Here is a 12,124-nt window from a genome sequence, read left to right as displayed (position 1 = left end):
AGAGGTCGGCGCTCGGAACAGACAGACCCGGCGGGGGAACGCGGGGGCGAGGGCCCGGCACCGGTGTTCCGGTGCCGGGCCCTCGTTGCATCCGGCTCAGCCGGACCCAGGCTCCCGACCGAGGATATGGGCGCGACGGGCCGGGTCTGCCAGCAGCGCGACCAGCTGGGCCCGCTTGCTGACGCCCGTCTTGCGATAGACCTGTCGGAGGTGGAACTCCACCGTCTTCGACGCCAGGAAGAGCTCGGCGGCGATGTCACGGGTGGAGCCGCCGCGTGCAGCCGCGTCGGCCACGCGCACCTCCTGCGGCGTGAGCAGATCCGGGCTGCGCTCCCGCAGACGCCCGCCCGCCGCGCGCAGCTCGTTGCGCGACTGGTCCGCCCACGCCGCTGCGCCGAGCCGCTCGAAGCCGGTGAGGGCCGCTCGCAGGTGGACGCGGGCCCGTGCACGCCGGTTCGCGCGGTGCAGCCGCCTCCCGAACGCCAGCTCGGTCCGTGCGCGGTCGAGCGGAACCGGCCGGAGGTCGTCCAGGGCCAGCGACCGCTCGAAGTGCGCCTCGAACCCGGTGACCACCTGGGCGCGGCATCTGGCGACGAGGGCATGCACGAAGGGGGCGCTGGCAGGGCTGACCTGATCCGCCATCAGCTCTGCCGTCCGGGCGGCGTCGTCGTGGCGCCCGACGCGGACGTAGGCCTCGACGAGGTCGCTCGCCCAGGGGAGCAGGCTGTGGTCCGCCAGCCCGGTCGACGAGGCGAGGCGCGCGACCTGTTCGAGGTGCTCGATCGCCGTGGTGCCACGCTCCTGGCACAGCTCCACGAAGCCTGCTGCAGCGTGCCCGATGGCCGCCCCGCTCCCGATGCCCGTGGCGGCGCAGATGGTCAGCGTCTGCCGGATCGCGGAGCGGGCAGGACCGCGGCTCCCCCTCGCGGCGTGCAGTCGTGCACGGATCGACTGGACGTGTGCCAGATGGAGCGACTGGCGGCTGTCCTCGGCGGCGCGGACTGCGGTTGCACTCCACTCCTCGCACGCCGCCCAGTCGCCGGTGCGGTACGTCGCGTCGGATGCCACCAGGAGTGGCAGCGGCACCGCGCCGAGGGCGCCGGCATGGCGTGCAGCATCGACGATGGCCAGGCTCTCTCGCACGGCACGCTCGAAGTCCCCGGTCGCGAGCCGGGTGTTGATCGCGTTCATGACCGGTGCGGCCAGGGGCGACAGCGGGTCGATCGGCTCCACAAGCCGGTCGAGGGTGTCGAGCACCGGGAGCGCCCTGTCGACCTCCCCGCACAGGACCAGCGCCCAGCTGTAGACGGCCAGTACCTGGGCCCGGGTCGCCCGTTCGTCGTCGTCGCCCAGGAGAGCAGCGGCCTCCTCCGCGGACCGGAGGGCCTCGCGCGGGCGCCCCATCACGGTCAACGCGGTGGCGACGTCGGCAAGCGCGTTCGCCGCGGCCGTTCGGTCGAGCGGCTCGGTCTGGTCACGGATGCGCCGCGCCAGGGCGGCGAGCACCTCCACGGCAGCCTCGCCCTGCGCCGTCCAGAGGAGCGTCAGCCCGCGCAGCCGCTCCGCGTGCAAGGCCCCACGTCGGTCGTCCGCGGCCGACGCCGCCCGCCCCGCCGCGTACAGCAGGCGTACGGCGTGCTCGGACAGTCCCGCGGCCATCGCAGACTCACCGGCTGCGGTCAGCCGTCGTTGTTGCGCCCCGACGTCGATCGACAGCTCTGCCGATCGCTCGAGAACGCGGGACGCCGCGGCGTAGCCGCGCCGCGCGGCGGCAGCGGACCCGGTCCGTTCGAGCTCGGCCGCGACAGCCTCGTCCGGGCCCGAGCACGCCGAAGCGAGGTGCCACGCGCGTGTCTCGCCACTGGTCGCCGAAGCCAGAGCGCGGTGCGCTGCGCGTCGGTCCGAGCTGGTCGCGCCGCGGTAGACCGCGCTGCGGACCAAGGGGTGGGCGAACTCCACCCTGTCGTCCCGGACACGCACCAGACCGTGCGTCTCTGCCTCCGCCAGTCTTTCCAGATCGGTGCCTCCTGCACGACAGGCGCCGTCGAGGACAGCGAGCGACGGCTGGGCGTCGGCGGCCGCGAGGAGCAGGACGTCACGGGCGTCCTTGGACAGCGAACGGACACGACGTCCGAACACCGTGCCCATCCTGTCGCCGGGCATCAGCGGGAGGTCGATGCGCTCGCAGCCCACCCGTTGGTCCGCCGTCAGTCCGGCCGGTAGCTCGACGAGCGCCAGAGGGTTCCCGGCCGCGGCCCGTAGCACCAGATCCGCCACCGGTTCGACGAGGTCCGGAGCGACGTCCCGCAGCACGTCCCGGGCGCTGGGCGCCGCGAGCGGTCCGACCGCCAGGCGCGGGATGTCCCGGTCCCAGAGGTCGGTGTCCGGTCGGCGCCCGGCAAGGACGAACGAGACCGCCCCCGCGGCCCGTCGCACCGCGTAGCCGATGCACTCACCGGAGGCTCTGTCGACCCACTGGACGTCGTCGACGACCACGAGCACAGGACGCTGCTCGGCGGTGATCTCGAGGAGCCCACGCGTGGCCGCGCACACCGCCAGCCGGTCACCGTGACGAGCAGGTCCGAGGGCGATCGCCCCCGACAAGGCGGCCTCCTGCGGTCCGGGAAGCCGTGACCGTCCCGAGACGACGGGCTCCAGAAGATCCGAGAGCACGGAGAACGGCAGTTCTGCCTCGGACTCCGTGCCGGTCGCCCCGAGGACGAGAACGTCGTCGGGCACCTGCTCGACGAGGTCAGCGAGAAGCGTCGACTTGCCGCTGCCCACGTCGCCGTGAACGAGGACAGCCGTAGGACGGCCCGCCGCGAGGTCGTCCACCACGCGGCACAGCCGAGCGCGCTCCCCGTCGCGGCCCCTGATCATCCCGCTCAGTGTCGTGCGCTCCCTGCTTAACGTCCAGGGTCTTGCCCGGTGCACCCGGCACCCTCCCGGCACCAGGCTGGTCCTCGACGGTCCGCCACCGCGGCGGGCCCGGGTTCACTCGAGGGAGCACCACATGACCGTCACCGTCCAGGACATCGCCTCCGCCGTCGGCGACTACATCGCCACCTCGGTCGTCACCACGGTCAGCGACGTGGTCGTCAGCGGGTCCGGTGTCGTGACACCGGGGGACACCGCCTCGTTCAGCGTCGAGGTGACCAACGCCGCCGCCCCGCAGGGCGTCCCGTTGATCGACGTCCGCTTCCATCTCTCCCTCGAGGACAACGTCGAGGACCAGGACGTCGCGAAGCTCCTCGTCCCGGCGTCACCGCCCTCCCGGCTCACGACGAACGAGAACGACCCGACGCTGGTGCCGGGGCAGCGTGTGGCGGCCCTGGTGCTCTACCCGGCGGACGACACGTTGGACATCGGCGCCAGCCTCACGGTCGACGGGCTGGAGATCGACGCCCTGGCGCTCGGCAGGGTGCTCGTCACCTGCCACGTCCACGCCGCCGTCCCGCAGTCCTACCTCTTCCCGCCGGGGGCTCGCAACGAGGACGGCTCCGTCAAGTTCACGGTCGAATGATCGGGTCCGGTGCGGGACGGGCGTCTCAGCCCTCCCCGGGCAGGTCGGGCAGGCCCTGGCCGACCTGCGGCGCGTTGCCCACGGTGTCGGCCCGCGACTTGCTCGGCTGCACCCGCTTCGGTTCCCCGGGCATCTTGGGGTAGTTCGGCGGGTAGGGCAGGTCCTCCAGGCCGCCGGCCTCGTCACGCTCGGCGAGCTCGAGCAGCGCCTCGAGCGAGTGGGCGACGTCGTCGAGGGTCGCCATCGGGTCGCCGCGCCGGGCCAGCAGCGCCGGCACGGTGGCGATCGTGAGGTCGTCGGGCTCGGCGTCGGCGAGCTCGTCCCAGGTGAGGGGCGTCGAGACCGTCGCGCGCGGCGTCCTTCGGGCGGAGTACGCCGACGCGATCGTCCGGTCCCGGGCGTTCTGGTTGTAGTCGACGAAGATCTGCTCGCCGCGCTGCTCCTTCCACCAGGCGGTCGTCACGAGACCGCCGGCCCGGCGCTCGACCTCGCGGGCGAACGCGATCGCGGCCCGCCGGACCTCGGTGAACGTCCACAGCGGCTCGATCCGGACGTAGACGTGGATGCCGCGGCCACCGCTCGCCTTCGGGTAGCCGACGAGGCCGAGGTCGGACAGCAGCGGCCGGACGACGTCGCACGCCACGGTGCGGGCCTCGGCGAACCCGGTGCCCGGCTGCGGGTCGAGGTCGATACGCAGCTCGTCGGGGTGCTCGACGTCGGGGCAGCGGGCGTGCCACGGGTGGAAGGTCACCGTGCCGAGGTTCGCGCCCCAGACGACGTTCGCCGGCCCGGTGACCCGCAGCGCGTCGGCGTGCCGCCCGGAGGGGAACGTCACGCGGCACGACTGCACGTGGTCGGGCACCTTCGGCGGCAGCCGCTTCTGGTACACCTCCTCGCCCTCGATGCCGTCGGGGAAGCGCTGCAGGTACGTCGGCCGGTCGCGCAGCGCCCGGACGATCGGCGGGGTGCCGTCCGCGCCCGTGGGCAGCGTCGCGACCGCGCGGTAGTACTCGACGAGATGGCGCTTGGTGCCGCCGTCGGCGCCGAGCTGCGGGAAGTAGACCTTGTCGGGGTTCGACAGCCGCACGGGCGTACCGGCGACGTCGAGCTCCTCGGCGGGGGTAGCCATGGCGGACATCCTGCCGCCGAGCGACGAGCGCCGCCTACGGGTTCGGGTCCGCCGCTCCGGCGCGCCCCTGCGCGGCCTCCGCCACCGCGCGGGCGATCTGCTCCGCGAGCGCCTGCCGGAAGGTCAGGAGCACGGCCTGCGAGGCGACGGGCAGCGCCCGCTGGAACGCGTCGCGGACGGCGGGCCAGCCCGCCTCGGGCTGCCCGGCGGTCTCGAACGGCTCCCACACGGTGGCCCGGAACAGGTCGACGCAGGCCTGCGCCATCGCCTTCGCGTGGCCGTCGAGCACGGCCTGCGTCGCGAGGACGTCGGCCATGCCGATCCCGAGCCCGCTCAGCTGGAGCCCGGCCCGGACGAGCGAGGGGCGGGGCAGCTCCAGGCGGCCGTCGGGGAGCACCCGGACGAGCCCGAGCCCGGCGAGCTGCGCCAGCCGGTCGTCGTCCAGGTCCAGGCCCATCCGGGACGCGAGCACGCCGGCGTCGACGACCTCGGGCTCCTCGTCCTGCCACGGGTTGAGCAGGGCCCGGTAGACGTCCAGGCCGGGGCCGCTGACCCCGCTCGGGGCGACCGCGAGCACCTGCTCGGCGGCGGCGAGGGTGTAGCCGCTGTCGAGCATCTCGCGGAGCACGTGGAGCCGGGCGACGTGCTCGGCGCCGTAGAGGCCCGTCCGGCCGCGCAGCCGCGGCGGCGGCAGCAGCCCGCGCGTCGTGTACGAGCGGACGGTCCGCACCGTGAGCCCGACCGCGGCGGCGAGCTGGTCGATCGTCAGCTCCTCCGGTGCGGTCCCTGTGCTCATCCTCCGACTCTAGCGACGGGTGACGGCGGTCATATGGCGAGAACGCCGTCGTCTATGTAACATTCTGAATGTGACATTGAGAATGTCACATGGAAGGTGTCGCATCACCGCCGCCCCGGACGCACCCCTCCCCGACAGACCGCGCCCGCCGCCCCGGCCGGGGCGGACACCTCTCCCGGAGGAGCCCCGATGGTCCCCACCCACGCGGCCGGCCAGCCGATCGGCCTGGAAGCGATCCTCAACTCGCTCGGCACCGTCTTCTTCAGCGTCGTCGTCGCCCTCGCCGCCGGCCTGCTCGTCCTCGCGTTCCTCGGTGAGCGCGCCGCCACCGGTACCCCGTCGTGGGTGTCCCGGGTGTCGGCGCGGCTCGCCACGCGCACCGGCGGTCCGCTCTGGGAGCCGTTCCCGCTCGCCGTCGTCCTCACCGGTCTCGCCGTCGCCCTCGGTGGCTGGCGCGCGGCCGCCGCCGGCGGCTGGCTCGGCGGGGTCGGCACCATGGGTCTGGCCCTCGGGCTCGCGGTCGCCCTGCTCGGCGGGGTCATGGCCAGCGCGCTCGCGCACCCGCCGGCGAAGGTCGAGGGGCGCGCGGACGACGTCATCGCGCACCCGCTGCCCGCGCACACGACGTTCGGGCACCGCCGGGTCCTCCCGGGCGCGTTCGGCTCCGGACCGGTCGGTGCGGTCGCCGTCCTCGTCGGCGGCATCGTCGCCCTCGTCGGCCTGCCCGTGGCTGCGACGTGGCGCGCGCTCGAGGGGCGCTCGCTCGGCGACGGGGTGCTCGCCGCCCAGGCGCCGCTGCTCGTCGCCGTGACCGCGATGGCCGCGGGCGCCTGGCTGCTGCGCGCCGAGTCCCGCAACGCGGTCGCCGCCGCGCAGGGCGTCGCCGTCCGGCCGCGCGACCTGCGGGAGACCGCCGCGGCGGCCGCCGTGCTGCTCGCCCTCTCCGTGGCTGCGGACCTCGACGCCCCGGCGCTCGTCGTCGGCCTCGCCGCCGGTGCGGCCCTCGTCGTCGCCCGGGCCCGGCTCGGGGTCGGCGGCGCCGTGCTCGTCGTCGTCGCCTACGCGGCAGCCCGGGTCGCCGTCGCCGCGGTGACCGGGACCCTGACGTCCGGCCCGCTCGTGCCCTACCTCGTGCCGGCGCTCCTCGGTGCCGCCGCCGTCGAGGTGGCGCTCGCGATCCTCGGTGACCGGGTGCTCGGCGTCCCGGCAGCCCGCCGGGAGCAGCCCGTCGGCGAGCCGGTCAGCGAGCCGGTCAGCGAGCCGGTCAGCGAGCCGGTCAGCGAGCCAGGACGTCCTTGAGGTCGTAGCGGGCCGGCACCTCGAGCTGGTCGTACGTGCACTGCTCGGGGGACTTGTCGGTCCGCCACCGCAGCACCCGCCCGGCGTGCCGGAGCCGGTCGCCCTCCATCTGGTCGTACTCGATCTCGACGACCAGCTCGGGGCGCAGCGGGACGAACGAGTGGTCCTCGCGGGCGTTCCAGCGGTTGGGCTCACCGGAGTACGTGACGTCCTCGCCGACCCGGTACTCCTGGAGCATGTCGAGCAGCCGCTTGCGCTCGACGTTCGTGAACGCCGACGCCCCGCCGACCATGTGCATCCGCTCGGCACCGTGCAGGCCGAGCAGCAGCGAGCCGACGCCGTCCACGCTCTTGTGCTTGCGGTAGCCGATGACGACGCAGTCCGCCGTCCGGTGGTGCTTGACCTTGACCATGTCGCGCTGGTCGGGGCGGTACGGGCCGTCGAGCCGCTTGGCGACGACGCCGTCCAGCCCGGCGCCCTCGAAGGTCTCGAACCAGCCCCGGGCGACGTCGGCGTCCGTCGTCGCGACCGACAGGTGCACGGACGCCCCGGCGCCGGCGAGCGCCTCCTCGAGCGCGGCCCGCCGCTCGCGGAGCGGCCGACCGGTGAGGTCGTCGTCGCCGAGCGCGAGGCAGTCGAACGCGACGACCTGGGCCGGGGTCTGCTCGGCGAGCATGGCCACCCGGGACGCCGCGGGGTGGATCCGCTGGGAGAGCGAGTCCCAGTCGAGCCGGACCCGGCCCTCGCGCTCGCGCGGGACGACGAGCTCGCCGTCGAGCACGCAGCGCGGCGGCAGCTCGGCCTTGACCGCCGCGACCACCTCGGGGAAGTACCGGTCGAGCGCCTTGGTGTTGCGCGATCCGAGGAGAACCTCGTCGCCGTCCCGGAAGACCACGCAGCGGAACCCGTCCCACTTCGGCTCGTAGAGCCACTCGGGCGCGCCGTCCGGCTGGTCGGGCACGCCCGCACGGGCCTTGGCGAGCATGGGCAGCAGCGGCGGCATGACGGGCAGGTCCACGGGCCCATCATGCCCGCCGCCCCCGACGGGCGGGGCTCAGGCGGGGACGGGCTCGGCGGCCGGGGCGGCGCGGGAGCGGGTCCGGGCCGTCCGGAGCGAGTCGACGGTCATCACCGCGAGCGCTGCCCAGACGATCCCGAAGCCGAGCCAGCGGCTCAGCGGCATCCGCTCGCCGAAGACGAGGACGCCGCACAGCAGCTGGAGGACCGGGGTGATGTACTGCAGCAGCCCCATCGTCGACAGCGGGATCCGGCGGGCGGCGGCGGCGAAGAAGAGCAGCGGGACGACGGTGACGACGCCGGTCGTCATGAGCAGCAGCGCCTGCCACGGGGCGTCGTCCCCGAAGTGGCCCTGGCCGCGCACCTCGAGGACGACGATGCCGACGGCGGCCAGCGGCGCGAGCACGAGGGTCTCGGTCGACAGGCTCGCGAGCGCCCCGACGGTCGCCCCGACCCGGTTCTTCAGCAGGCCGTACATCCCGAACGTCACCGCGAGCGTCAGGGCGATGACGGGCGGGCGGCCGTAGTCGACGGTGAGGACGACGACCGCCACCGTGCCGAGGCCGACGGCGACCCACTGCGCCGGGCGCAGTCGCTCCTTGAGGACGACGACGCCGAGCAGCACCGTGACGAGCGGGTTGATGAAGTAGCCGAGGGACGCCTCGACGACGTGCCCGGAGTTCACGCCGTAGATGTACGTGCCCCAGTTCACCGCGAGCAGGACGGCGGCGGTGCCGAGGACACCGACCGTGCGCGGGGAGGCGAGCGTCGCCCGCAGCACCGACCACTGCCGCACGGCGGTGAGGACGACGGCGCACACGAGGAGCGACCAGAGGATCCGGTGGAGCACGACCTCGACGGCGCCGGAGCGCTCGAGGAGCCGGAAGTACAGCGGGAAGATGCCCCACAGCAGGTAGGCGCCCATCCCGTAGACGGCTCCGTGGCGCCCCGGCGAATTCATAGGACGATCCTACGGTTGCGCCCCCGGAGATCGCCCCACCGTTTCACCGCTCGAACACGAACGGCGGTCCTCGTCGCAGGCCACCGGGTACCCGGTGGCGGCGACGAGAACCGCCGATCAGTGCTCGTGGGTCGTGCGGTCAGACGGTCCAGGTGTCCTTGCCGGCGAGGAGCCGGGCGAGGTCGTCGTCGGTGGCCGGGCCGCCGGCGGACTCGATGGCCGAGTCGACCTGGGCGCGGACCATGTCGTCGTACGCGGGGCGCTGGACGGAGCGGAACACCCCGACCGGCACGTGCGCCATCGAGGGGTCGTCGAGCCGGGAGAGCGCGAACTGGACCGAGGGGTCCGGGTCGTGCGCGTCGTGGACGACGAGCGCGTCGGTGCCGACCTCGCTCACGTCCGCGACCCGCAGGTGACCCTGCGCCGTCCGGACGACGCCCTTGGCGCCGAGGCCGTCCTCGGCGGGGGCACCGAACCGGATCGGCTCGCCGTGGGTGAGGTGGACCATCCGGGCCTGCGCCTCGTCCCGGTCCTTCAGGACGTCGAACGCGCCGTCGTTGAAGATCGGGCAGTTCTGGTAGATCTCGACGAGCGCGGAGCCGCGGTGCTCGACGGCCTGCCGCAGCACCGATGTGAGGTGCTTGCGGTCGGAGTCCATCGTCCGCGCCACGAACGAGGCCTCGGCGCCGAGCGCGAGCGAGACCGGGTTGAACGGCTCGTCGACCGAGCCGACCGGGGTCGACTTCGTGACCTTGCCCGGCTCGGACGTCGGCGAGTACTGGCCCTTGGTGAGGCCGTAGATCCGGTTGTTGAAGAGCAGGATCGTCAGGTTCACGTTGCGCCGCAGCGCGTGGATGAGGTGGTTGCCGCCGATGCTCAGGGCGTCGCCGTCACCGGTGACGACCCAGACGTTGAGGTCGGGGCGGGACGTCGCCAGCCCGGTCGCGATCGCCGGTGCGCGGCCGTGGATCGAGTGCAGGCCGTAGGTGTCCAGGTAGTACGGGAACCGGGACGAGCAGCCGATCCCGGAGACGCAGACGATGTTCTCCCGCTTGAGCCCCAGCTCGGGCAGGAAGCCCTGGACGGCGGCCAGCACGGCGTAGTCGCCGCAGCCCGGGCACCAGCGGACCTCCTGGTCGGAGGTGAACTCCTTCTTCGTCTGCTTCGGTGCGTCCGGGTCGACCTTGGGGACGTCGGCCAGGCCGGACCGGAACGCCGGCAGACCGATCTCGACGGCGGTCACAGGGACCCCTCCTCGGTGATGGTCTCGGTGCTGATCTCGGATGCGAGCTTGGTGATCGCGTCGGCGATCTCGGTGGACATGAACGGCAGCCCGCGCACCCGGTTGTAGCCGACGGCGTCGACCAGGTACTTCGCCCGCAGCAGCAGGGCGAGCTGGCCGAGGTTCATCTCCGGCACGAGCACCTTCGGATAACGCCGCAGCACCTCGCCGAGGTTGGCCGGGAACGGGTTGAGGTGCCGCAGGTGCGCGGTCGCCACCCGGACGCCGGACTGCCGGGCCACCCGGGCGCCGGCCGCCACCGGGCCGTACGTCGAGCCCCACCCGATCACCAGGACGTCGGCGACCGGGCCGCCGTCCGCCAGCCCCGGGTCGTCGACCTCGAGCGGCGGGACGTCGATCCCGTCGATCTTGGCCTGCCGCAGCCGGGTCATCCGGTCGTGGTTGTCCGGGTCGTAGGAGATCTCCCCGGTGCCGTCGGCCTTCTCGATCCCGCCGATCCGGTGCTCCAGGCCCGCGACCCCCGGCACGGCCCAGGGCCGGGCCAGCGTCACCGGGTCCCGGTCGAACGGCCGGAACACCGGCTTGCCGTTCGCGTCCTGGCTGTTCGGGGCCGTCGCGAAGTCGACCCGCAGGTCCGGCAGTGCGGCGACGTCCGGCAGCTTCCACGGCTCCGACCCGTTCGCCAGGTAACCGTCCGAGAGCAGCAGCACCGGCGTCCGGTACGTCGTCGCGACCCGGACCGCCTCGACCGCCGCGTCGAAGCAGTCGGCGGGCGAGCGCGGTGCGATGACCGGCACCGGCGCCTCGCCGTTGCGGCCGAACATCGCCTGGAGCAGGTCGGCCTGCTCGGTCTTCGTCGGCAGCCCGGTCGAGGGTCCGCCGCGCTGCACGTCGACGATGACCAGCGGCAGCTCGAGCGACACCGCGAGGCCGATCGTCTCGCTCTTGAGCGCGAGCCCCGGACCGCTCGTCGTCGTCACCGCGACCGCACCGCCGTACGCAGCGCCGAGCGCCGCCCCGATCGCGGCGATCTCGTCCTCGGCCTGGATCGTCGTCACGTCGAACCGCTTGAGCTTGCTCAGGGTGTGCAGGATGTCCGACGCCGGCGTGATCGGGTACGACCCGAGCACGAGCGGCAGCTGCGCCCGCCGGGCCGCCGCGACCAGGCCGTAGGCCAGGGCCACGTTGCCGGTGATGTTCCGGTACGTGCCGGCCGGCGCGGGCGCCGGCGCCACCTCGTACGACACCGCGAACGTCTCGGTGGTCTCCCCGAACGCCCAGCCCGCCTTGAACGCCGCGAGGTTCGCCGCGAGCAGCTGCGGGCGGGCCCCGAACTTCTCCGTGAGGAACCGCTCCGTCGACTCCGTCGGGCGGGTGTAGAGCCACGACAGCAGCCCCAGCGCGAACATGTTCTTCGCCCGCTCGGCCTCCTTGCGCGTGAGGTCGAACTCCTCCAGCGCCTTCACCGTGAGCGACGTCAGCGGCAGCGCGTGCACCTGGAACGAGTCGAGCGACCCGTCCTCCAGCGGCGACGCCGCGTACCCGACCTTCGCGAGGTTGCGCTTGGTGAACTCGTCGGCGTCCGCGATGAGCGTCGCGCCCCGCGGCAGGTCACCGAGGTTCGCTTTGAGCGCCGCCGGGTTCATCGCCACGAGCACGTTCGGGGCGTCGCCCGGCGTCATGACGTCGTGGTCGGCGAAGTGCAGCTGGAACGACGACACCCCGGGCAGCGTCCCCTGGGGCGCCCGGATCTCCGCCGGGAAGTTCGGCAGCGTCGCGAGGTCGTTGCCGAGCGCGGCCGTCTGCGCGGTGAACCGGTCACCGGTGAGCTGCATCCCGTCCCCGGAGTCCCCCGCGAACCGGATGACGACCCGATCGACCCTGGTCGGAGTCCTGGTGGTCATGGGTCTGGCTGCCCTTCGCCGCTCGTGCCACTGCCCGGTGCCGGGCTCCCCGGCTCCGTTCATCGTAGGTCTGCCTCACCTGCCGCACGGCCTAACCGTTCCCCTCCGCGGGATGTTCCGTCGTCCGGGCGAAACGGACGTGTAACCCGGGCGACCCGGCCACCGGGCGTCGTCGCAGCACGTCGGGCGTGCTCGTCGGGCCGGTTCTCGGCGTTCGCTGCGTGGGGTTGTGGGCGGGGTCGCAGGGGTGTT

At 73.6% G+C, this 12,124-nt stretch carries 9 protein-coding genes; 2 read left to right on the top strand and 7 right to left on the bottom strand.

Annotated features, from left to right (window positions below; all coding sequences use genetic code 11):
- Window positions 1-96: 96 nt before the first annotated feature.
- A complete protein-coding gene (locus EDJALFJO_RS14305; RefSeq protein ID WP_088286337.1) occupies window positions 97-2,880 on the bottom strand; it encodes a helix-turn-helix transcriptional regulator in 2,784 nt (927 codons plus the stop codon).
- Window positions 2,881-3,013: 133 nt separating this feature from the next.
- Between EDJALFJO_RS14305 and EDJALFJO_RS14300 the strand changes: the two genes are divergently transcribed.
- Complete coding sequence (locus EDJALFJO_RS14300; RefSeq protein WP_088286335.1) at window positions 3,014-3,523, top strand: hypothetical protein; 510 nt, start codon at window positions 3,014-3,016, stop codon at window positions 3,521-3,523.
- A gap of 25 nt (window positions 3,524-3,548) precedes the next feature.
- Here the strand turns inward: EDJALFJO_RS14300 and EDJALFJO_RS14295 are convergent, their stop codons facing one another.
- A complete protein-coding gene (locus EDJALFJO_RS14295; protein ID WP_158220438.1) occupies window positions 3,549-4,652 on the bottom strand; it encodes a DNA polymerase domain-containing protein in 1,104 nt (367 codons plus the stop codon).
- 34 nt (window positions 4,653-4,686) lie between these two features.
- Window positions 4,687-5,448, bottom strand: coding sequence for a MerR family transcriptional regulator (locus tag EDJALFJO_RS14290; protein ID WP_088286333.1), 762 nt, complete (start codon window positions 5,446-5,448; stop codon window positions 4,687-4,689).
- Window positions 5,449-5,637: 189 nt separating this feature from the next.
- Here EDJALFJO_RS14290 and EDJALFJO_RS14285 point away from each other — a divergent pair, with 189 nt between their 5' ends.
- Window positions 5,638-6,747, top strand: a complete 1,110-nt coding sequence (locus EDJALFJO_RS14285) for a hypothetical protein (RefSeq protein WP_088286331.1) — start codon at window positions 5,638-5,640, stop codon at window positions 6,745-6,747.
- Here EDJALFJO_RS14285 and EDJALFJO_RS14280 read toward each other — a convergent pair.
- The 4 genes from EDJALFJO_RS14280 to EDJALFJO_RS14265 form a co-directional block, all read right to left on the bottom strand.
- Window positions 6,725-7,765 carry an ATP-dependent DNA ligase gene (locus EDJALFJO_RS14280; RefSeq protein WP_088286329.1) on the bottom strand — a complete coding sequence of 347 codons (1,041 nt, stop codon included), beginning with the start codon at window positions 7,763-7,765 and terminating at the stop codon, window positions 6,725-6,727. The genes EDJALFJO_RS14285 and EDJALFJO_RS14280 overlap by 23 nt on opposite strands.
- Window positions 7,766-7,801: 36 nt before the next feature.
- Window positions 7,802-8,725 carry an EamA family transporter RarD gene (rarD, locus tag EDJALFJO_RS14275; protein WP_088286327.1) on the bottom strand — a complete coding sequence of 308 codons (924 nt, stop codon included), beginning with the start codon at window positions 8,723-8,725 and terminating at the stop codon, window positions 7,802-7,804.
- A gap of 139 nt (window positions 8,726-8,864) precedes the next feature.
- Window positions 8,865-9,968: a 2-oxoacid:ferredoxin oxidoreductase subunit beta gene (locus tag EDJALFJO_RS14270; protein ID WP_198950291.1), complete on the bottom strand. Its 1,104-nt coding sequence runs from the start codon at window positions 9,966-9,968 to the stop codon at window positions 8,865-8,867.
- Complete coding sequence (locus tag EDJALFJO_RS14265) at window positions 9,965-11,872, bottom strand: 2-oxoacid:acceptor oxidoreductase subunit alpha (RefSeq protein WP_088286325.1); 1,908 nt, start codon at window positions 11,870-11,872, stop codon at window positions 9,965-9,967. The genes EDJALFJO_RS14270 and EDJALFJO_RS14265 overlap by 4 nt, the downstream gene beginning before the upstream one ends.
- Window positions 11,873-12,124: the final 252 nt, after the last annotated feature.

Source organism: Kineosporia sp. A_224, from assembly GCF_002198655.1.
In the GTDB taxonomy this organism is placed as follows: Bacteria; Actinomycetota; Actinomycetes; order Actinomycetales; family Kineosporiaceae; genus R-H-3.
Note: the sequence above shows the minus strand (reverse complement) of the source record. Positions and strands in the feature narration are given on the sequence as shown.

Bases quoted from the DNA above. Each gene is read 5' to 3' on its own strand.
- EDJALFJO_RS14265 (WP_088286325.1), bottom strand. From the start codon at position 11,872: ATGACCACCAGGACTCCGACCAGGGTCGATCGGGTCGTCATCCGGTTC.
- EDJALFJO_RS14300 (WP_088286335.1), top strand. From the start codon at position 3,014: ATGACCGTCACCGTCCAGGACATCGCCTCCGCCGTCGGCGACTACATC.
- rarD (WP_088286327.1), bottom strand. From the start codon at position 8,725: ATGAATTCGCCGGGGCGCCACGGAGCCGTCTACGGGATGGGCGCCTAC.
- EDJALFJO_RS14285 (WP_088286331.1), top strand. From the start codon at position 5,638: ATGGTCCCCACCCACGCGGCCGGCCAGCCGATCGGCCTGGAAGCGATC.
- EDJALFJO_RS14290 (WP_088286333.1), bottom strand. From the start codon at position 5,448: ATGAGCACAGGGACCGCACCGGAGGAGCTGACGATCGACCAGCTCGCC.
- EDJALFJO_RS14295 (WP_158220438.1), bottom strand. From the start codon at position 4,652: ATGGCTACCCCCGCCGAGGAGCTCGACGTCGCCGGTACGCCCGTGCGG.
- EDJALFJO_RS14305 (WP_088286337.1), bottom strand. From the start codon at position 2,880: ATGATCAGGGGCCGCGACGGGGAGCGCGCTCGGCTGTGCCGCGTGGTG.